The sequence below is a fragment of the Bradyrhizobium sp. USDA 241 genome, assembly GCF_049739505.1.
GTDB classification, from domain to species: Bacteria; Pseudomonadota; Alphaproteobacteria; order Rhizobiales; family Xanthobacteraceae; genus Bradyrhizobium; species Bradyrhizobium liaoningense.
The window spans coordinates 2145364-2166368 of the sequence record NZ_JBMGPZ010000004.1 but is presented as its reverse complement, the minus strand read 5'-3'; the positions used below and the strand labels follow the sequence as shown (position 1 = coordinate 2166368).

General features: G+C 64.0%; 18 protein-coding genes and 3 pseudogenes. 9 read left to right on the top strand and 12 right to left on the bottom strand.

Going from position 1 to position 21005, the window contains the following annotated elements; translation table 11 throughout:
* Positions 1–332: 332 nt before the first annotated feature.
* From ABIF91_RS20050 to ABIF91_RS20015, 8 genes are all read right to left on the bottom strand, one after another.
* On the bottom strand, positions 333–1106 hold the full coding sequence (locus ABIF91_RS20050) for a thioesterase family protein (protein ID WP_028179082.1): 774 nt from the start codon (positions 1104–1106) through the stop codon (positions 333–335).
* Between the two features lie 143 nt (positions 1107–1249).
* A complete protein-coding gene (locus ABIF91_RS20045) occupies positions 1250–2218 on the bottom strand; it encodes an NAD(P)H-dependent flavin oxidoreductase (protein WP_028179083.1) in 969 nt (322 codons plus the stop codon).
* Positions 2219–2416: 198 nt separating this feature from the next.
* Positions 2417–3817 carry an aspartate ammonia-lyase gene (locus tag ABIF91_RS20040; RefSeq protein WP_028179084.1) on the bottom strand — a complete coding sequence of 467 codons (1401 nt, stop codon included), beginning with the start codon at positions 3815–3817 and terminating at the stop codon, positions 2417–2419.
* Between the two features lie 30 nt (positions 3818–3847).
* Positions 3848–4387 carry a hypothetical protein gene (locus ABIF91_RS20035; RefSeq protein WP_028179085.1) on the bottom strand — a complete coding sequence of 180 codons (540 nt, stop codon included), beginning with the start codon at positions 4385–4387 and terminating at the stop codon, positions 3848–3850.
* A 348-nt stretch (positions 4388–4735) separates the two neighbouring features.
* Complete coding sequence (locus tag ABIF91_RS20030; protein WP_193374339.1) at positions 4736–5338, bottom strand: YqaA family protein; 603 nt, start codon at positions 5336–5338, stop codon at positions 4736–4738.
* A gap of 45 nt (positions 5339–5383) precedes the next feature.
* Complete coding sequence (gene hisE / locus ABIF91_RS20025) at positions 5384–5788, bottom strand: phosphoribosyl-ATP diphosphatase (RefSeq protein WP_035671782.1); 405 nt, start codon at positions 5786–5788, stop codon at positions 5384–5386.
* 125 nt (positions 5789–5913) lie between these two features.
* Positions 5914–6978 (bottom strand): IS630-like element ISRj1 family transposase, encoded by a 1065-nt coding sequence (locus ABIF91_RS20020; RefSeq protein ID WP_026192128.1) that lies wholly within the window; start codon positions 6976–6978, stop codon positions 5914–5916.
* Positions 6979–7020: 42 nt separating this feature from the next.
* Complete coding sequence (locus ABIF91_RS20015) at positions 7021–7389, bottom strand: hypothetical protein (protein WP_028179088.1); 369 nt, start codon at positions 7387–7389, stop codon at positions 7021–7023.
* Positions 7390–7615: 226 nt separating this feature from the next.
* Here ABIF91_RS20015 and ABIF91_RS20010 point away from each other — a divergent pair, with 226 nt between their 5' ends.
* The 5 genes and pseudogenes from ABIF91_RS20010 to ABIF91_RS19990 all read left to right on the top strand — a co-directional run.
* On the top strand, positions 7616–8662 hold the full coding sequence (locus tag ABIF91_RS20010; RefSeq protein ID WP_424579323.1) for an ABC transporter substrate-binding protein: 1047 nt from the start codon (positions 7616–7618) through the stop codon (positions 8660–8662).
* A gap of 84 nt (positions 8663–8746) precedes the next feature.
* The gene (locus ABIF91_RS20005) at positions 8747–10543 is read left to right on the top strand and encodes a glucan ABC transporter ATP-binding protein/ permease (protein ID WP_028181924.1); all 1797 of its coding nucleotides are present in this window, start codon (positions 8747–8749) and stop codon (positions 10541–10543) included.
* A gap of 190 nt (positions 10544–10733) precedes the next feature.
* Complete coding sequence (locus tag ABIF91_RS20000; protein WP_028181923.1) at positions 10734–12245, top strand: D-alanyl-D-alanine carboxypeptidase family protein; 1512 nt, start codon at positions 10734–10736, stop codon at positions 12243–12245.
* 191 nt (positions 12246–12436) lie between these two features.
* Positions 12437–14122 carry a long-chain fatty acid--CoA ligase gene (locus ABIF91_RS19995; RefSeq protein ID WP_424579322.1) on the top strand — a complete coding sequence of 562 codons (1686 nt, stop codon included), beginning with the start codon at positions 12437–12439 and terminating at the stop codon, positions 14120–14122.
* Positions 14123–14138: 16 nt separating this feature from the next.
* A pseudogene (locus ABIF91_RS19990) lies at positions 14139–14372 on the top strand (DUF924 family protein); the annotation flags it as partial.
* A gap of 75 nt (positions 14373–14447) precedes the next feature.
* Here ABIF91_RS19990 and istB read toward each other — a convergent pair.
* Together istB and istA are read right to left on the bottom strand one after the other, a co-directional pair.
* Complete coding sequence (gene istB, locus ABIF91_RS19985; protein WP_038952109.1) at positions 14448–15215, bottom strand: IS21-like element IS1631 family helper ATPase IstB; 768 nt, start codon at positions 15213–15215, stop codon at positions 14448–14450.
* 4 nt (positions 15216–15219) lie between these two features.
* A complete protein-coding gene (gene istA / locus ABIF91_RS19980; RefSeq protein ID WP_100214066.1) occupies positions 15220–16977 on the bottom strand; it encodes an IS21-like element IS1631 family transposase in 1758 nt (585 codons plus the stop codon).
* 108 nt (positions 16978–17085) lie between these two features.
* On the opposite strand from istA, the pseudogene ABIF91_RS19975 reads away from it, so the two are divergent.
* From ABIF91_RS19975 to ABIF91_RS19960, 4 genes and pseudogenes are all read left to right on the top strand, one after another.
* A pseudogene (locus ABIF91_RS19975) lies at positions 17086–17280 on the top strand (DUF924 family protein); the annotation flags it as partial.
* Positions 17281–17369: 89 nt separating this feature from the next.
* Positions 17370–18638: an IS256 family transposase gene (locus tag ABIF91_RS19970; protein WP_014497957.1), complete on the top strand. Its 1269-nt coding sequence runs from the start codon at positions 17370–17372 to the stop codon at positions 18636–18638.
* A gap of 40 nt (positions 18639–18678) precedes the next feature.
* Positions 18679–18813, top strand: a pseudogene (locus tag ABIF91_RS19965) (DUF924 family protein); the annotation flags it as partial.
* A gap of 108 nt (positions 18814–18921) precedes the next feature.
* Positions 18922–19407 carry a peroxiredoxin gene (locus ABIF91_RS19960; RefSeq protein ID WP_028180275.1) on the top strand — a complete coding sequence of 162 codons (486 nt, stop codon included), beginning with the start codon at positions 18922–18924 and terminating at the stop codon, positions 19405–19407.
* A gap of 153 nt (positions 19408–19560) precedes the next feature.
* Here the strand turns inward: ABIF91_RS19960 and rnhA are convergent, their stop codons facing one another.
* Together rnhA and ABIF91_RS19950 are read right to left on the bottom strand one after the other, a co-directional pair.
* Positions 19561–20025, bottom strand: a complete 465-nt coding sequence (gene rnhA, locus ABIF91_RS19955) for a ribonuclease HI (RefSeq protein WP_028180276.1) — start codon at positions 20023–20025, stop codon at positions 19561–19563.
* Positions 20022–21005, bottom strand: a complete 984-nt coding sequence (locus ABIF91_RS19950; protein ID WP_028180277.1) for a homoserine kinase — start codon at positions 21003–21005, stop codon at positions 20022–20024. The genes rnhA and ABIF91_RS19950 overlap by 4 nt, the downstream gene beginning before the upstream one ends.

The window sequence follows — 21005 nt, the reverse complement described above, 5'->3', positions numbered from 1 at the left end:
CCCGGGATTCTACGGGGGAGCTGTGGCCCGGACACCACAACACGCAACGGAGTTGTTGGCGGCGAGGTCCGCGAATTGCCGGAGAATCAGGGAATCACCTAGACCGCTGATGGGGCTGGGAAGCGGAGTAAGAGATGAGAGTCGCTTCCCTGGAAAGTGCAATCGCCGCGATCACGTTGATCACGGCGATCATCGTGGTGCTGTGGGAGATCAAGATCTTCTACGGAATGTGAACTGGCAGGATGCCCCGGTCGAGCACGACCTTGCATCCCTTCCGCGGCGGCGGAAGCCTGCCGTTCAATCGGCTCCAAGAGCGACGCTAGCCGTCGCGCTCACCGCTTCTCGATCACCAGGCTCTGCACCGCCCGGCCGAAATAGCCTTGCCGGTCCGCCAGCCGAGACATCGCAAGGCCGGCGCCGTCGGGACCGATCCACGACTCGCCGTCGAGCAAGATCCACTCACCGATGGGTTGGCGCGAAAAGTTCACGGTGAGATCGGCGTTGATGTAGGTCCAGGCGCGAAAGTCGAGCGTCGAGGCGGTGCCGTTGGAGAAATCGGCGGCGACCACGGCGCGCATCGCCTGCGAGACCGCTTCACCGGCAATCAGCGGATGGTCGACGCGAAACCAGATCGCGCCGGCGCCGGCTTGGCCGAAGCGCCCGCGCGCGGCACGCATCGAGACCGATCGCACGAACGGGCTGGTGGCGGCGTGACCGTCCTCGACCAGCGAATCCTCCGGCGACGGCAGAGTGACCGGCAGCTCCTCGACGTCTTCGGGCAAGCTCAGCGCCTGGCGCCTGACCTTCAGCACGGTGGCGCCGACAACCTGTACGCCGTCCGCGAGCAGCTTGATCCCGCAGAGCTGGATCTTGCGGCCCTCGCGCAAGACCTCGGTCACGATCGTGAGCGGCGCGACCGGCACCGGCCGCATCAGATCGATCGTGACGCGCGCGATGTCCATCGGGGCAGGCGTCGGAATGCGTTCGGCCGCCCATGTCACCAGCGAAGCCGGCGCCGAGCCGTGCTGCATGCGCCGGTCCCAGGGGCCGGCGGCATCCGGGCTGGTGATGACGCTATTGCCGTCGACGCGGTAGATGGGGGTCATCATTTCAATCCGTCTCGGTTGACGTTCCCCGGACGCGGCGCAGCGCGTAGCGCTGCGCCGCGTCCGGGGTCCGCGCGTGGCGGCAATGGGTCCCGGCTTTGCGGAGCAATGCTACGCATTGCACCGCGTCCAGGACACGAGAACTACAGCGGCGGATCGATCGCTTCCTCGTACTCCTTCTTGAAGCGCGCGATCAACTCGGCCGCTGGTACGACCTTGTCGATGCTGCCGATGCCTTGTCCGCTTCCCCAGATCTCCTTCCAGGCCTTCGGCTTGGCGCGCTCGCCGGAGGCGTCGGTGCCGAAATTCATCTTGGAAGGATCGGAGGTCGGCAGATTGTCGGGATCCATGCCGGCCGCGAGGATCGAGGGCTTCAGATAATTGCCGTGCACGCCGGTGAAGAGGTTGGAATAGACGATGTCGTCGGCCGACGATCCCGCGATCATCTCCTTGTAGCGCTCGATCGCATTGGCCTCCTTGGTCGCGATGAAGGCCGAGCCGATATAGGCGAAGTCGGCGCCGAGAATGCGTGCAGCGCGGATGGCCTTGCCGTTGCCGATCGCTCCCGACAGCGCGATCGGGCCGTCGAACCATTTTCGCGTTTCGGCAACGAAAGCCAGCGGCGAGATGGTGCCGGCATGGCCGCCGGCTCCGGCCGCGACCAGGATCAGGCCGTCGGCGCCCTTCTCGATCGCCTTGTGCGCGAATTTCTGGTTGATCACGTCGTGGAAGACAATGCCGCCCCAGCCGTGCACGGCCTGGTTCAGCTCCTCGCGCGCGCCGAGCGAGGAGATGATCATCGGCACCTTGTACTTGGCGCAGAGCTGCATGTCGTGGTCGAGCCGGTTGTTCGACTTGTGCACGATCTGGTTGACCGCGAACGGCGCCGACGGCCTCTCGGGGTGGGCGCGGTCATAGGCCGCGAGCTCCTCGGTGATCCGCGCCAGCCATTCGTCGAGCAGCTCCGGCGGCCGCGCATTCAGCGCCGGAAACGAGCCGACCACACCCGCCTTGCACTGCGCGATCACGAGATCGGGCACCGAGATGATGAAGAGCGGCGAGCCGATCACGGGGATCGACAGGCGCCCCTTGAACAAGGCAGGCATGGACATTGCGGAACGATCCTCTGTTGGCCGGTCAATGGAAGGTTGGGCACCATACCAACAAGGCAATCTTTCCACTGTCAAGTATTGCGTTTTGGCGCCGTGGCGGAGGCGACGATCGCAATTCCAAGCAACGGAATTCTTCTTTCGTCATTCCAAGTTCGCGCTTCGCGTCGCCCCCGGAATGACGAGAGGCGAAACCTGCCCCTACCCGATCATATCCGGATTGATCAGCCGCTCGAACGAGAACATCTCGTCCCACTTCTCCTGCGTGAGCAATTTGCGCTCGACCACGACGATCTGGTGCAGCGACTTGCCGCTCTTGTAACCTTCGCGCGCGATCTCGGCGCATTGCTTGTAGCCGAGCAGCGGCTTCAGCACGGTGACGATACCGAGAGAGTTCAGCACCATGTTGCGGGTGTGCTCCTCGTTGGCGGTGATGCCGATCACGCAGTTCTCGCGCAGGCTGTTGACCGCGCGCTCCATGGTGCGGATCGAGAAGAACAGCGCGAACGAGATCACCGGCTCCATCACGTTGAGCTGGAGCTGGCCGGCGGAAGCCGCGAGCGTCACCGTGGTGTCGAGCCCGATGACGAGGAAGCTGGTCTGGTTGACGACCTCGGGGATAACCGGATTGACCTTGCCGGGCATGATCGAGGAGCCCGGCTGCAGCTGCGGCAGATTGATCTCGTTGAAGCCGGCGCGCGGGCCCGAGGCGAGGAGGCGGATATCGTTGCAGATCTTCGTCAGCTTGCTCGCCGTGCGCTTCAGCACGCCCGAGAGCTGCACATAGGCGCCGGTGTCGGAGGTCGCCTCGACGAGATCGCCGGCGAGGATGAAATCGACGCCGGTCAGGGCGCTCAAGTGCCGCACGGCAAGCTTGGGATAACCGACCGCGGCCGTGACGGAGGTGCCGATCGCGGTGGCGCCGAGATTGATCTCGCGCAGCAGCGCGCGCGCTTCCGAGATGCGGTCGACCTCCTCGCCGATGGTGGTGCCCCAGCCGCGGAATTCGGCCCCGAGCGACATCGGCACCGCGTCCTGGAGATGGGTGCGGCCCATCTTCAGCACGCGGTCGAATTCGCGGCCCTTGGCGAAGAAGGCCTCCTGGAGCTGGCGCAGCGCCGTCATGTAGCTCTCGAGCCGCAGGATCAGCGCCAGCCGAAAGGCGGTCGGATAGGTATCGTTGGTCGACTGGCCGTAATTGACGTGATCGTTGGGACTGACGTGCTGGTAGTCGCCCTTGCTGAAGCCGAGCGCTTCCAGTGCGAGGTTCGCGATCACCTCGTTGGCGTTCATGTTGGTGGAGGTGCCGGCGCCGCCCTGGATGAAGTCGGTGACGAACTGATCCATCATGTCGCCGGCGATGACGCGGTCGCAGCCGAGGATGATGGCGTCCGCGACCTTGGCGTCGATCGCACCGAGATCGCGATTGGCCATCGCGGCAGCCTTCTTGACGTAACCGAGCGCCTTCACGAAGTAAGGCTCCTGGCTCATCGGAATGCCGGTGATGTGGAAGTTCTCCTTCCCGCGGATGGTCTGGACGCCGTAATAGATGTCGTCGGCGATCTCACGCTGCCCGAGGAAGTCCTGCTCCGTCCTGCTCATGGGCACTCCTTGTTGCTCGCGCGATGTCCTCTAGTTCTGGCACAGCGCACTGGTCACGAACGTATCGGTGCGGCAGTCCTCCGGTTTGCGCTGCCTGCCCGGGATGAGAACCTTGGCCGAGCATTTCTCCGCGGAGTCGGCGTTCAGGCTCTTGCCTTCCTTGTAGCCCTTGCCCTGGCAGAGCTGGTCGGCGGCCTGCTTGCAGTCGGGGGCGCCGTTCGACGAGATGGGGCAGACCACGCGCCCTGATACCATGGTCGAGGGCGTGGCCAGCCGCGACAGGTCGCTCATGGTCTCGCTCGGGCTTTTGATCGGCGGCAGGATCGAAGGCAGCTTGTCGAACAGCTTGCCCATTTCATTGATCAGCCCGGGATTTTCCTCGCGCGGCGGCGCGGCGGAAGAGGCCGGCGTCGAGGGCGACGGCGCGGCCTGGCCCCCCGGCTGCTGGAGGCCGAGCGATGGCGGTGCAGATTGCGTCCATCCGATGCCGCCGCCACTGAGAAGGAGCAGCAGCGCCGCCGACATCAGCGTCCCGAGCCGCACCGCTGGATTGCCGGATCGAACCATCATGGCGGCAACCGTAGCCGAAGCCGGCCCTGCGGCAAAGCCGCCAGGGCTCCTAAAGCGCGATGCGATTAGGAGGAATCGTCATCGCGCTTTAGGTTGTTGTTTAAGCATGATCTTTTCGGAAAACCGCTGCGCACTTTTTGGTCGCCCTTCTCATAGCCAAGGTGGTGGGTCAGCTCCGCACCCAGAAAGTACGCAAAGTGGCCGGTCAAGACCTGCCTCAGCCATTTCCCTTGTGCAGGGATCGGCCAGTGCATTCGGCGGGAGCCGACGCTGTCCAAAGAGCGGAAGGCAATATGGGCGAGTGCGCAAACGCGAGCACCCGTCCAACCCGGCGTGGTCGTAGATGCTTTAGATCAACTTGACCGCCACCACGAAGCCGAGCACCAGCACGATGGCACCGAGCGCGACCCACAATCCGAGATGCCGCTCGATCCTGACCCGGATCCAGTCGCCGTAGCGGTTGAGCAGGATCGCGACGACGAAGAAGCGTCCGCCACGCGCGATAATCGAGCAGAGGATGAACAGGATGATGTTGTAGCCGGCGAAGCCCGAGGTGATGGTGACGAGCTTGTAGGGGATCGGCGTTAGCCCCTTGAGCAGGATGATCACCGCGCCCCATTCCGCATAGGAGGCGCGGAAGGCGTCGACCTTGTCGCCGAGGCCGTAGACCTGGATCAGCCATTGGCCGACGGAGTCGAACAGCAGCGCTCCGATGGCGTAGCCGACGATGCCGCCAAGCACCGAGGTCGCGGTGCAGACCGCCGCATAGAGCCAGGCGCGCTGCGGGCGCGCCAGTGACATCGGAATCAGCATCACATCCGGCGGGACCGGAAAGAATGAGCTTTCGGCGAAGGAGACGACACCCATGATCCAGAGCGCGTAGGGCTTGTGGGCGGCGTCGATGCACCAGTCGTAGATACGTTTCAGCATGGCGCCGCGATGAAGCACCATGGGACGGATTTGTCCATGCCGAGATTGAGGCGAATTATGACGTTTCTAGTGGCGCTTGCGCGCTGCGCGGCCCTCGAGCGCGACAATTGGCCGCCTGGCCGCAACACGGGGTGACGCGACTTTGGGCAGTTTCATCGGTGATTTCGGCAGCTTCTCGGCGATGCCGAGCATGTCCTCACGCCGCGTCATCTCCCGCCAGACGTCCTCGGGACGTACCCCGGCCGAGGCCCACAGCACGGTGAGATTGTAGAGCAGATCGGCACTTTCCCGGATCACGGCCTCGCTATCGCCGTTGACCGCATCGATTACGACTTCGATGGCCTCTTCGGCCAGCTTCTTCGCCATTTTGGAAGGGCCGCGCTGAAACAGCCGGGCGGTGCGCGATGTTGCCGGATCAAGATCTCTGGCCGCGAGCACAGCCAGATATAGCCGCTCAAGCGAATCACTCATGGTACTCAAACTACTCTAAACCAATGGCGAGCGCGTTAACGCGCGACAATAAAAGCAGAAACGGGCCGGCGCAAGCGCGACGGCCCGTCATGGTCAACCCAAGGATGCCGAACTAGTACCCGGAATCAGAGCTGAGTGATACGGCGGCCTTTGAAACGGCGTTGACGGACCTTTTTCTTGGTCCAGACGAAGGGCTCGGCTCTGTCGTTGTATGCGTTGACGTAGGCATCGATGTGTTCCTGAAGCTGCTTGAGGCTCGTGAAGGAGGTGCCGCTGAGCGACTGCCCCTGCAAGATGGAAAACCATACTTCGACCTGATTGAGCCATGACGCACTTGTCGGCGTGAAATGAAATTGCACGTTGGGGTGGGCCTTGAGCCAGTCCTCGTTCTTTTTATGGGTGTTGAGGTTGTCGAGGATGACGTGAAGCTTGCGGTTCGGAAAAGCCGCGGTGACGCTGTTCATGAAATCGAGAAACTCGACGCGGCGCCGGCGTTTTGAATGGGTCGCGATGATCTTTCCGGTGGCGACTTCGAGCGCCGCAAACAATGTTGTGGTGCCATGCCGCTTGTAATCGTGGCTTTGGCCGGTCAAGGCGCGGCCATTGGGCAACTTCAGATAACCCTGCGCTCGCTCCAAAGCCTGGATCGAGGGCTTCTCGTCCACGCACAGCACAATGGCCTTCGCCGGCGGCGCGACATAGAGGCCGACAACATCGGCGGCTTTGGCCGTAAAGTTCGGGTCGTTGCTCTCGCACCAGGACTTGCGAGCCACCAGGTCAATCTTGTGGCTGCGCAGGAACCGCCAGACATATTGGACATCGACATCGCCCAGCGCCTCGGCCAGCAGGGGGCCGGTCCAGCGCGCAAACCCTTGCGGTGGCGGCTTATCCAGCAGCTTCAGAATCCGCTTGTCGGTCGTCTTCGTATAGATCGGCTGCTTGCCAGGCCGCGGCTTGTCTTGCAGCCCTTCAAGGCCATGGTCGGCATAGCGATGCCGCCAAAGGCTGACAATCCGCGGCTGGACCCCAACTTCCTTGGCGATCGACCGGGTGCTGCGCCCATCCGCCGCCAACAGAACTATCCGCGCCCGCTTCAAATCGCGCTGCAACGTCACCGGTGAGCGACAGCACGCCTCAAGCACCTTGCGATCTTTCCTCGAAAGGTGGACTTCTCTTGCTTCGGGTATCATCCCGACCTTGAATCACGACTCACGTTCCAAGAAAAGTGGGTACTAGTAGCAGTTCTGATAGTAGCCCTGGCCGCAGAACTCGGACGGTGCCGTGCCGCCATAGCGCTGATACTGGTAGTTGGGGCCCGGACCGTAATAGGGACCGTAGGCCGGAGCGCTGTAATAGGCCGGACCGCCGTAATAGCCGTAGCCCGGACCGTAGTCATAGGCGTAGGCGTTGCGGCTGGCCGCAATGGCGAGACCCGTGCCTATGGCCGCGAAAGCCGCAGCTGCGGCCGCGCCGCCTCCACCGCCATGCCAGTGGCGACCGCCCGCATATGACGCGGTCGGGGCAATCGTGGTCAGCGCCAGCACCGCGGCGGTGGCAAGAACGGCCTTTCGGCCCGCAAATCTGGAGAATCGCTCAAACATGTCTTGGGCCCTCCTTTGGGACCTGGAACGGACGCCTGCGGACAGGCTCATGCCTATCAAAACCCGCATAACCTAAGTTAGGTTCCTCAACCCCAACACAAGCTGAACGGGGTTGCGTAACGATGCCGCAACGTCGCTCATCCGACGTTCATGTTGGCGCGCGCACGGTCGCGGCCGCGCGCTGCAAGCGTCACGAAACCATAACAATGCGGGACCGGCGCAACCGATGTCAGGATTCAAGACGACCGCACTTCACGGCCTGCTGGCTCTCTCGATCTTGCTTGCGACGCTGTTTGCACGCGATGTCAGCGCGACCGAGACCAACGCGCCCGTTGCGATCCACTTCACCTTCGACCGCCCGCCGGACGCAAGCATGGCGCCGTTTTTCCTTGCGGCGAAGGACGGCAGGTTCGGCGCCGAGCGTCTCAACGTGGCCTTCAACAGCGCAAGCGGATCGCCGGAGGCGCTCGCACGTGTCGCCAGGGGCGACAGCGAGCTTGCGCTCGTCGACATCAACGAGCTGATGCGCTTTCGTGACAAGGACGACGCGGCGCCGATCAAGGCCGTGTTCGTGCTGTTCAACAGCGCGCCCTACGCGATCGTCGCGCGCAAGAGCCGCGGGATCCAGCTGTTGACAGATCTCGACCGCAAGGCCGTCGGCGTCGCCGACAGCGATCTGTCGATGCGGCTGTGGCCGGCGCTGGCGCGGCAGAACGGAATCGATCCATCGCGCGTCAAATTCCACAAGATCAGCGCGGCGGTGCGCGAGCCGATCCTCTCCGCGGGCCAAGTCGATGCGGTCGCCGGCTTCAGCTATCTCACGGCGGTGAACCTGCGCGACCGCGGCGTGCCCGACGCCGATCTCGTCGTGCTGCGCTACGCGGACTACGGCTGTGAAGCCTACGGCTTTGCCGTGGTGGTCAATCCCGCCTTCGCCGCAGCAAAGCCGGACGCCGTGAAGGGCTTCGTCCGCGCCTTGATGGCCGGGATCACCGCGACCGTCAGGGAGCCGGGACGAGCGGCGGACGAGGCGGCGAGCCGCATCGACGACGGCGACCCCAGCCTGGAGCTTGAGCGCCTGCGCGCCGTGCTCGCCGACAATATCCTGACGGACGAAGTCAGGCGCAACGGCCTCGGCGGCGTCGAGCCGGCACGCTTCGATCGTTCGATCGGCCAGATCGCGCAGGACTTCAAATTCCGCAAGCTGCCCACGGCGGGTGATATCTTCGACGACCGGTTCCTGCCACCGGTTGCCGGGCGGCTGATCAACTGAGCAAAACTGACAGCTTCCGCTATATCTCCCGCACGATCCCTGCTTAGAATGCGGGCTCCGTTGCTCGCCCGAGTTCGTCCCCGCATGACCATCCTCCGTCTCTACACCCGCGTTCTCGAGCTGCTCGGCAAGGAAGCGCGGCTGGGCTGGCTGCTCGCGGTCGCCAATCTCCTGCTCGCGGCCTCGCAATTCGCCGAGCCTGTGCTGTTCGGCCGTATCGTCGACGTGCTCTCGGGCAAGGCGGTGGCCGGGTCTAACTCGGCCTGGCCGTTCCTGGTTGCCTGGGTCGCGTTCGGGCTCTTCACCATCGCCTGCAGCGCGCTCGTGGCCTTGCAAGCCGACCGGCTCTCTCACCGCCAGCGTCAGGCGGTGCTGACGAGCTATTTCGAGCACATCCTGCAACTGCCGTTGACCTTCCATTCCGGCACCCATTCCGGCCGGCTGATGAAGGTGATGCTCAACGGCACGGACGCGCTGTGGCGGCTCTGGCTCGGCTTCTTCCGCGAGCATTTTGCCGCGATCCTCTCGGTCGTGGTGCTGCTGCCGCTGTCGCTCTACCTGAACTGGCGGCTGGCGATTCTGCTGTTCGTGCTCTGCATCGTCTTCACCGCGCTGACCACCTTCGTGGTGCGCAAGACCTTCGGCATGCAGATGGCGGTCGAGGAGCACTACAGCGAGCTCTCCGCGCGCGCCTCCGACGCACTCGGCAACGTCGCGCTGGTGCAGAGTTTCGTGCGTGTCGAATCCGAGGTGAAAGGGCTGCGCTCCGTCGCCGACGAGTTGCTGGCCGCGCAGATGCCGGTGCTGTCGTGGTGGGCGCTGGTCACCGTGATCACACGCGCCTCCACAACCATCACGGTGCTCGCGATCTTCACTTTCGGCATCGCCCTGCACGACCAGGGGCTCACCTCGGTCGGCGAGATCGTGATGTTCGTGAGCTTCGCGACGATGCTGATCCAGAAGCTCGAGCAGGTCGTGAGCTTCATCAACAACGTGTTCATGGAAGCCCCGCGCCTGCGCGAGTTCTTCAATGTGCTCGACGCCGTGCCCGCGGTACACGACCGGCCCGACGCAATCGATGCCGGCCGGCTGTCGGGCCTCGTCGAGTTCAACGACGTCACGTTCTCCTATGACGGCAAGCGGCCGGCGATCGAGGACCTCACCTTCACCGCCCTGCCCGGCCAGACCATTGCGCTGGTCGGCCCGACCGGCGCCGGCAAGTCGACCGCGATTGCGCTGTTGCATCGCGCCTTCGATCCGCAATCGGGCGTCATCAAGATCGACGGCATGGACGTGCGCGGCGTCACGCTGACCTCGCTGCGGCGAAACATCGGCGTGGTGTTCCAGGAAGCGCTGCTGTTCAACCGCTCGATCGCCGATAATTTGCACGTCGGCAAGCCGGACGCGACCGAGGCCGAGATGCGCAAGGCGGCGGAGCGCGCGCAGGCGCTCGAGTTCATCGAGCGCAGCGGCGGCTTCGAGACCAATGCCGGCGAACGCGGCCGCATGCTCTCCGGCGGCGAGCGCCAACGCCTGTCCATCGCCCGGGCGCTGCTGAAGGATCCGCCGATCCTGATCCTGGACGAGGCGACCAGCGCGCTCGACGCCGTTACCGAGGCCAAGGTGAATGCCGCTCTCGACGAAGTGATGAAGGGCCGAACCACCTTCGTGATCGCCCACCGCCTTTCGACCATCCGCAACGCCACGCGGATCCTGGTGTTCGAGAATGGGCGCGTGATCGAAAGCGGAACTTTCGATGAACTCGTGGCCAAAGGCGGCCATTTCGCCGAGCTCGCCAAGGCCCAGTTCATGGTTCAGGAGACCGCGCGGGCCAGCGTGACGGCGGCCGAGACTGCCGCGACGGCTGCCAAATCCCCATAGCAAGTCCCCACGGCGCCGTCGAAATTCGGCCTATTTCATTGCGGAATACCGCGCCGATCCCCCTATTCTCGACGCACGAGCCGGTATAGGTTTGCGACGCCGCAAGCGGCGGCGCTGGATTTCAGGAACCGACCATCAGATCACGAGAACCGACCGGAACCGGCGGATCTCCAAGGACCGGAATCGGATAGTGCACGCCCTTCGCCCGCTGCTTCGCAAATCGCTGTTCAACCTGTTCGCTGCGAGCCTCGCATGCGCCGCATTGCTCGCGCCGCGCGCGGCGAGCGCCGAAGCGCTGCTGCTGATCGAGGCCGACAGCGGCAAGGTGCTGCAGGCGGACAACGCGACCATCCCCTGGTATCCGGCCTCCGTCACCAAGATCATGACCGCCTATGTCACGCTGAAGGCGGTCAAGGACGGCAGGCTGACGCTCGACACGTTGTTTACGGTGTCGCCGACGGCGGCCTCGCAGTCGCCCTCGAAAATGGGCTTCCGCCCGGGGACGCAGCTCACCGTCGACAACGCGCTGAAGATGATGATGGTCAAGTCGGCGAACGACATGGCCGTGGTGCTCGCCGAAGGCGTCGGCGGCTCGATCGACGGCTTCTCCGCGATCATGAACGACACCGCGAAGAAGCTCGGCATGACGCAGACCAGCTACGTCAATCCGAACGGCCTGCCCGCCGACGGCCAGATCACGTCCGCGCGCGATCTCGGAATCCTGGCGCGCGCCTTCCTGCGCGACTTGCCGGAATACGAATACTTCGTACACATCCCGGCGATCCGCTTCGGCAAGCGCGTTACCGGCAATTTCAACAAGCTGATCGGCCGCTATCCTGGCGCCGACGGTTTCAAGACCGGCTTCATCTGCGCCTCCGGGTACAACCTGGTGGCCTCGGCCACACGCAACGGCCGCCGGCTAATCGCGGTGGTGCTCGGCGCCAGTTCCGGCACTGCGCGTGCGGTGAAGGCGGCGCAGCTGCTCGAGCGTGGCTTCGCTCAGGACAATCTCACCTGGCTCCGCCCCTCGCTCGGCACCGTCGACAATCTCGTGCCGGTCGACGCCTCGCCGCCGAACCTGCGCGACGAGATGTGCGGGCCCCACCGCAAGCGGCCGGCCAGTGACGACGACGATGCGCTGATTGCGGCCAATGGCGGTGCGACCGGATCGGCCTCGGCCACCGGAGGAGAAGCCCAGGTCACCTTCTTCACGGCGGGCCTGCAGCCGCCCCTAATGATGAAGGCTTCCGAGCTGATGGCCTCGGCCCCCGCGGCGGCCGAACCCGTGCTGGTCTATACCGGCCCGACCCGCACCGGCACCGCCCTGATCGCGGCGGTCGCGGCCGATGCCGACCAGCAGGCCGCGTCCAAGCCGCGTGGCAAGAAGTCGCGCGTCGCCAAGAAGCCTGACGCCGCCGACAAGCCCAAGGATGGACACAAGGACGCAGGCAAGGACACCAAGACGGCGGCGGTGAAGCCGGATGCCAAATCCGAAGCCAAGTCCGAAGCCAAATCCAGCGCCAAGGGTGACGCCAAGACCGCAGCCAAGCCGGCCGGGTCCAAGCATGCCGCGACCAAGCATGATGCGGCGGCGAAGCCCGCCGAGAAGCCTGCGGCAGGCGGCGACCAGGCGGCCAAGCCCGCCAAGCCCAAGGCCGCGACCAAGCCCGCCGCTGCCGCCAAGCCGGCGAACAACAGTTAACGTTCGTCGGGCCTAAACCGCAGCCCGCGTTTCGCACCCGCGGCAGCGCGGTTTGCGATGATTCCAGTAGCTACGCCCGGGCCTTTGCCCTAAGCCACGACGGCTTGCCACCAGTTCCGGCAGGCTGGATACTGGCGGCAATGCGGCAAGCCCGTGACACAACGGGCTCTGGTCAATGAGGGGAGTTTTCCATGGAGCGCATCTGGCTCAAGCAATATCCGCCCGGCGTGCCCGCCGATATCGAGCCGACACAATACGCATCGCTGGTCGACCTTCTGGAGGAGAGCTTCATCAAGTTCGCCGACCGCAAGGCGTTCATCTGCATGGACAAGTCGATCAGCTATCGTGACCTCGACCAGATGTCGGTGGCGCTCGCCGCTTACTTGCAGGGCCGCGGGCTCCAGCGCGGCGCCCGTGTTGCGATCATGATGCCGAACGTACTGCAGTACCCCGTCGCGACCGCCGCCGTGCTGCGCGCCGGATACGCGGTCGTGAACGTCAACCCGCTTTACACCCCGCGCGAGCTCGAGCACCAGCTCAAGGATTCCGGCGCCGAAGCCATCATCGTGCTGGAGAACTTTGCCCACACGGTCGAGCAGGTGATCGCGAAGACGCAGGTGAAGCACGTCATCGTCGCCAGCATGGGCGACCTGCTCGGCTTCAAGGGGATCATCGTCAATCTCGTCGTCCGCCGGGTCAAGAAGATGGTACCGGCCTGGTCGCTGCCGGGGGCGGTGGCCTTCAACGACGCGCTCTCGGCCGGCCGCGGCATGACGTTCAACAAGCCGAAAATCTCGCCGGGCGACGTCGCGTTCCTGCAATATACCGGCGGCACCACCGGTGTCTCCAAGGGCGCGACGCTGCTCCATCGCAACATCGTCGCCAACGTCCTGCAGAACGACGCCTGGCTCCAGCCGGCGCTCGCCGCGCCGCCGCATGTCGACCAGCTCATGATCGTGTGCGCGCTGCCGCTCTATCACATCTTCGCGCTGACGGCCTGCTACCTGCTCGCGGTGCGCGCCGGCGGCTGCAATCTCCTGATCCCCAACCCGCGCGACATTCCCGGCTTCATCAAGGAGCTGGCGAAATACCAGGTCAACAGCTTCCCGGCCGTGAACACGCTCTACAACGGGCTGATGCATCATCCCGACTTCAAGAAGCTCGACTTCTCCAAGCTGAAGATCTCCAACGGCGGCGGCATGGCGGTGCAGCAACCCGTTGCCGACCAGTGGAAGGCGATCACCGGCTGCTTCATCGCCGAAGGCTACGGCCTGTCGGAGACCTCGCCGACGCTAACCTGCAATCCGGCGACCGCGACCGAGTTCTCCGGCTCGATCGGCATCCCCGTGCCATCGACTTACATCTCGATCCGCGACGACGACGGCAACGAGGTCCCGCTCGGGCAGCCCGGCGAGATCTGCGCCAAGGGCCCGCAGGTGATGTCGGGCTACTGGAACAGGCCGGAAGACACCGCGAAGGTCATGACGGCGGACGGTTATTTCCGCACCGGCGACATCGGCATCATGGACGAGAAGGGCTACACCAAGATCGTCGACCGCAAGAAGGACATGATCCTGGTCTCCGGCTTCAACGTCTATCCCAACGAGGTCGAGGAAGTGATCGCGAGCCATCCGGGCGTGCTCGAATGCGCCGTGATCGGCATGCCCGATTCCAAATCGGGTGAGGCGGTGAAGGCCTTCGTGGTGAGGAAGGACCCGAACCTCACTGCCGAGGCGGTGATCGCGTTCTGTCACGAGCAGCTCACCGGCTACAAGGTGCCCAAGCATATCGAATTCCGCACCGACCTGCCGAAGACCAATGTCGGCAAGATCTTGCGCCGGCAGCTCCGCGACGAGCAAAAGGCCGAGGCGGCGTAAGCCGCGCCTCCGGTGCATGACTGACGTCGACGACATCTCGCCGTCAGGCATTCTCGCCTTCTGGCGCGAGGCCGGCCGCGAGCGCTGGTACGCGCGCGACGAGGGTTTCGACGCGGAGATCAGGCGCCGCTTTCTCGGGCTCTGGCACAAGGCGGCCGCCGGGGAGCTGGCGGAGTGGGAGACCAGCGACGAGGGCGCGCTGGCGCTCGTCATTCTGCTTGATCAGTTTCCGCGCAACATGTTCCGCGGCCCCCGCGGGTCACTTCAAATTCCTCCGGGTGTGGTCAGTCAAATTCCTCCACCCGCGAGGCAGGACAAGGGACTGTTAGTTTGAGTTTGTTTCCCGGGCAAGAGCTTCAGCGGCTTCTTTGAGCCGATAGCTGCGTCCGTCGAACTCAAGCAGATGGCAATGATGCATAAGGCGATCGAGGATCGTCGTGCTCATAGTGTTGTCCCCAAGGTATGCCCCCCAATCCTGCACGACGCGATTGGAGGTGACGATGACGCTGCGGCGCAGTTTGTAACGCTGATGGATCAGGGTCTGCAGCAAAGTGCCGGCGTCGTCGGGGATGGCGCGTGCGAGGAATAGATCGTCCAGCACGAGGAGATCGCAGTCGATGATGGTTCGCAGCCGGACCTCGCGTTGTGCCGGAGAGTTCAGGGCGTAGCGGTGGAAGAAGTCGTCGGTCTCAAGATACTGGACCTTGTGGCTTTGCAGGATCGCCTGATAGGCAATCGCCTTGGCGATGTGCGACTTCCCGGTGCCAGGTTTGCCAACAAGCAGAGCGTTCTCGCCAGCGGCAATGAACGCCAGGGTGTGGAGCTGGAAGCAGGTCTGACGTGGCAGTTTGGGATTGAAGGACCAGTCGAACTCGGCGAGCGTCAGCTTTTCGTCGAGCCCGGATTGCTGGTATCGCCGCTCGATAAGACGGGACTGACGACGGTCCAGTTCATCCTGCAGGATAAGGGAGAAGGTCTCGAGGAAGGGCTGGTTGGCGCCCTGCGCCTGGAGCACGCGCGTCTGCAGCGTGTCGCGGACACCCGACAGGCGCAGCTGTCGTAGGCAACGCTCAATTTCCGGCATGGTCATCATGTGGCTAGGTCTCCAGTTTAAGGTGAGAAGGTGCAGCGGGAGCGCTCGTGGCGCCGGAGTTGGCCGGGGTTGCGCAGGCGACACGAGCGCGGATTGCCGTGGCGTGATCGTCGTGAGCCTCGGCCTGCCGACCATTGTCGTCGGCGTCGCGCCGCACAGCGCGGCTGAAGAGGTCGCCGTATTCCGCGGGGGTACGGATCAGCGGATGATCCTGGGTGAGCGGCGATGCCGGCTGTGGCGTCACTCCAACCTGCTCGATCGCCTGTTCGAACAACCGCTCGACGGTCGCACGCACGTGCTTGTAGCGGTAGATGCGGTTGTCGATGGCGTGCGCGCAGGCCTGCTCGACCAGCCGCGCCGGATACTTCCGGCCCAGCCCGACAATGCCCCACATCGCGCGCTGTCCGGGGCGCCCTTCGGTGTCGAACACCTGCTGGCACAAGGCCCTGGTCTGCGGTCCGATGCGCTCGGCGCTCGCCAGCAGCACGGCGGTTTGCCGCGACGGGTTGAACGGCCGTTCGCTGGTCGGCAGGACGACAGAACCGGGGTGCGCCATCCGGGAATGAACACGCAGCAGCGCACGGGTGTGGCGATCACGGATCTCGATCGTGGTGGTGTAGATGCGCACGACGACCTGGCTGCCGATCGGCGCGGGCCGCGCGGCGTAATAGCTGTTGTCGACGCGTACGGTGGTGTCGTCGCAGACAGTCCGGACGACTTCGGTGAAGATGCGGAAGGGAGCGACAGGCAGCGGCCGCAGGTGCGGCTTCTCTTCCTGGAACATCGCCTCGACCTGACGGCGCGTGCTGCCGTGGATGCGTTTGGAAGCCCAGTTCTCCTCCCAGTGCCTCAAGAACTCGTTTTGCGCCTCCAGCGTCTCGAAGCGCCGTCCGGCCAGCGCAGTGCCCTGGGTATGTTGAATCGCATTCTCGACGCATCCTTTCCGATTTGGATCGGCCACGCGCGCGGGATCGGCGACCACGGCGTAATGAGCCAGCATCGCGCTGTAAATCGGGTTGAGCTGGGGCTCGTACAAATCCGGCTTGAGGACGCCTTCCTTCAGGTTGTCGAGCACGACATAGCTGGGGACCCCGCCAAAATACCGGAACGCCTCTTCGTGGAGCTGCGCCCAGACTTGTTGGCTGGACTTCCAGACTACCCGCCGGAAGCTGCGCCGCGAGTAGCGTAGCGTCATCACGAACAGGCGGGGACGACGGTACCGCCCGCTCTTCGGATCAACCGTCGGCGCGCCCTCGCCATAGTCGACCTGAGCTTCCTCGCCGGGGAGGAACTCAAGACGATCAAACTGCTCAGGATCAGCGTGCCGCAACCGGCGCACAAACCGCTTGACACTCTGGTAGCTGGACGGAAAGCCAAATTGATCAACCAGGTCCTGGTAAATCGCCTGCGCGTTCCGCTTCAGCCGGACCTGTTCTTCGATCCACGTCCGATGCGCTTCGCAAGCCGAACGGGCCAGGCTGCTGGTGACCGTCGCTTCCGATGTCCCAAAAGCCGGTGGTCGGGGTGGAGGAATTTGGCCGTCCGCGCTCACCGAGCCGGTGGTCACTTCCCCGGGGGAATTTGCCTCCGCACCGGCCCGCAGCGCCTGATAACGCCGGATCGTCTTGCGATCGACACCCGTCAGCCGGTGAATCTCGCGCTGGCTGGTGTTGCGATCAAGTAATGTAAGTACGGTGCTTTGCAGATGTCGCTTCAAGACGTTCAACTCCCCGGCCCCTTGCTGGCTAAAGGGGTCGAACATAAACGTCCTGCCTGACCGGCTACTGCTGTTCAGCGGCGCTGACGGCGATCATCAGGTGGGGGAGTTTCAAGTGACCATACCCGGGGGATTTTGACCGACCCACGGGGCGGCACGCCGCAAGCCTTTGCCAGCGATGCGCTGGCGCGCGACGTTGCCCGCCGCGCCATCCAGCGGGGGATCGATCGCAGGATCGATCCCGCCCTGCTCGAATTCCTCTACATGCCTTTCATGCATTCCGAGCACCTGGCGGACCAGGAGCGCTGCGTCGCGCTGTTCGAGGGCGCCGGAGACGCCTCGGAGCTATGCGGGAAACTGGGTGATGACGGAATGAGATAGGCGGCGTATCGAGGCGGGTGTCGAGCCTGCCAGAACCTCAAGGAGAGCGATACGCCATGAACGAGCATAGCAACATTGTCCCACTGCGTCAGCCCGATGAGATCGACGATCCACTGACGAATATTTTGCGATCTGGAGCTCGGCAGCTGCTTGCGCAGGCTGTCGAGATGGAAGCCGAGGCGTTTCTCGCCGCGATGAAGGGCTTGAAGCTTCCCGATGGCCGCGACCGCCTCGTGCGACACGGCCATGGTCCAGTGCGGACGATCCAGACGGGGATCGGCGCCGTCGAAGTCGCCCGGGTAAAGATTCGCGATCGCGCGGTGACCAGCGATGGCGAGCGGATCCGCTTCACCTCGGCGATCCTGCCGTTGTGGGCACGGCGCACGAAGAGCTTGGATGCACTTTTGCCGGTTCTGTACCTGCGAGGCATCTCGACGGGCGACTTCCAGGAGGCGCTGGCGGCGCTCTTGGGCAAGGATGCGCCGAATCTTTCTCCGGCGGTGGTTTCCAGACTGACGACGGAGTGGCAGCTCGAGTACGAGCGTTGGCAGAAGCGCGATCTGTCGGCGCGCCGGTACGTATACGTGTGGGCGGACGGCGTCTTCCTGCAGGCTCGCATGGAAGACCACAGCGAATGCATGCTGGTGCTGATCGGCGCGACGCCGGAAGGCAAGAAGGAACTCATCGGCTTCCAGGTCGGCGTGCGCGAGAGCACGCAGAGCTGGCACGAACTGCTCGTCGAGGCGAAAACCCGAGGGCTGAAGATCGCCCCGGAAATCGCCGTCGGTGACGGCGCGCTCGGCTTCTGGAAGGCGCTCGACGAGGTCTTTCCCGCCACGCGACATCAGCGGTGCTGGGTGCACAAAACCGCGAATATCTTGAACAAAGTCGCAGTGTCGGTACAGGCCAGCATGAAGAAGGATCTGCGCGAGGTCTATTTGGCGTCCAACCGAGCTTCGGCCGAAGTGGCGATCGATGTCTTTGCCGAGAAATACGGAGCGAAGTACGACAAGGCGGTCGAGTGCCTGACGAAAGATCGCGACGCAATGCTTGCGTTCTACGAATTCCCCGCCGAGCATTGGGACCACTTGCGGACGACGAATCCCATCGAAAGCGTGTTCGCGACGGTCCGGCACAGAACGGTGCGCACGAAAGGTTCGTTATCGTCAACGACTGCCAAGTTGATGGTGTTCAAGCTGCTCTGCGCCGCATCAAAGACCTGGCGGCGGCTGAAAGGCACAAATCAGTTGCCGAAGGTCAGCGCAGGTGTCAGATTCGAAAACGGCATCGAGGTCATCCAAGTGCCGGAAAACCACGCCGCCTGATCGCCTCGTCACCCAAAATCCCGCATAGCTCGACGCCGAGAGCCTGAGATACGCCCGGGAGCACGCAGACATCATCCGCCGCTTCGGCCGCTTTCCTCACCGCAACCGCATCCTCGGCCGCGAGACCTCGACGGAAGAACAGGTTTTCCTGGACGGCGGCGGCTTTACCGGCTGATGACGTAGCCGTGAAGGCCGGTCGGCATTGCTGCTTCCCCGGCCGGCAATATTGTGCAGTCCCGCCGCACGGTCTAAAACGCGGGACCGATTTCCAGGGAGACTGATGATGGCGATCCAGATTGGCGACAAGCTACCCGAGGCGAAATTCCGCGTGATGACGGCGGAAGGCCCGCAGGTGAAGACCACCGACGACATCTTCAAGGGCAAGAAGGTGGCGCTGTTCGCGGTGCCCGGCGCCTATACCGGCACCTGCCACAAGATGCATCTGCCGAGCATCTTCCTCAACGCCTATGCCATGAAGGACAAGGGCGTCGACACCATCGCCATCGTCTCCGTCAACGACGCCTTCGTCATGAACGCCTGGAAGCGCGACACCGACCAGCGCGACGAGGCCGTCTTCCTCGCCGACGGCAATGCCGACTTCACCAAGGCGATCGGCATGGAGCTGGACGCTTCCGCCAACGGCCTCGGCATCCGCTCGAAGCGCTATTCGATGCTGATCGAGGACGGCGTGGTGAAGAAGCTGAACCTCGAGGCAATGCCCGGCAAGGTCGAGGTCTCCGGCGGCGATACGCTGCTCGGGCAGCTGTAAGCGCTTCGCGACAACAGACGCTGTCATGCCCCGGTTTGACCGGGGCATCCAGTACGCCGCGGCCTCTCGGCTCAATCACAACCGCCTCTGGAATACTGGATCGCCCGCCTTCGCGGGCGATGACAGTTGAAGGTGGAGCGACGACGTCGTCGCCTACTCCCGCACCCGCTGCTGCAAGCGCGCCATCGCGACGCCCTCGCGCGCGAGCTGATCGGCGCGCTCGTTCTCCGGGTGCCCGGCGTGGCCCTTGACCCAGTGCCAGCGGACCTCGTGCTGCTTCAGCGCGGCATCCAGGCGCTGCCATAGCTCCACATTCTTCACCGGTTTCTTGTCGGCGGTGCGCCAGCCGTTGCGCTTCCAGCCGAAGATCCAGCCCGTGATGCCCTGCCGGACATACTGACTGTCGGTGTAGAGATCGACCGTGCAAGGCTTCTTCAGCGCCTCGAGCGCGGAGATCGCCGCCATCAGCTCCATCTGGTTGTTGGTGGTATGTCGCTCGCCGCCGTTCAGCTCCTTTTCCTTGTCGCCGAACTTCAGGATCGCGCCCCAGCCGCCCGGCCCGGGATTTCCTGAGCAGGCGCCGTCGGTGTAGATCGTGACATTGGGAAGCTCGCTCACGCCACCAGCCCCGACGGCGTCAGCCCATAGTCTCGCACGCTCGTCACGCTCTGGTGGAAGCGCAGCTTGCGGAAATATTCGAGGGGATCCTTCGGCCTGACCAGCGCGCCCGGCGGCACGTTGAGCCAGTCGACCAGCCGCGTCAGCAGGAAGCGGATCGCGGCGCCGCGCGCCAACAGCGGCAGCGCCGCCTCTTCCGTCTCGGAGAGCTTGCGCACCCGGCCATAGGCGTTGAGAAAAGCGCGCGCCTTGGTGACGTTGAAGGAATGATCCGGCTCGAAGCACCAGGCGTTGAGGCAGATCGCGACGTCATAGGCCAGCATGTCGTTGCAGGCGAAGGTGAAGTCGATGATGCCCGAGAGCTTGTCGCCGAGGAAGAAGACGTTGTCGTTGAAGAGGTCGGCGTGGATCACACCCTCCGGCAGATTCGTCGGCCAGACGCCGCTCGAGAGATAATCGAGCTCGGCGGCAAGAAAATCGCGCAAGCCCGGCTGCACCTCGTCGGCGCGGCCTGAAGCCGCGTCGAACAGCGGCCGCCAGCCGGAAACCGACAGCGCATTGGTGCGCTTGATCGCAAAGTTCGCGCCGGCCAGATGCAGTTTCGCCAGCCCGTCGCCGACCCCGGCGCAATGGGTCGCGTTCGGCTTGCGCGGCCAGACGCCTTCGAGAAAGGTGATGATCGCCGCGGGCCGGCCTGCCAGCTCGCGCAGGGCCTCGCCATCTTTCGCCTTCACAGGCAGCGGACAATTGACGCCGTGCTCGGCCAGATGCGTCATCAGCGCGAGGAAGAACGGCAGATCGTTCTTCGCCACGCGCTTCTCGTAGAGGGTGAGAATGAACGAGCCCTTGCTGGTGTGCAGCAGGAAGTTGGAGTTCTCGACACCCTCGGCGATGCCCTTGTAGGAGAGCAATTCGCCGAGATCGTATTGTTTCAGGAAATCCGCAAGCTCGTCGGCGGCGACGTCGGTGTAGACCGCCAT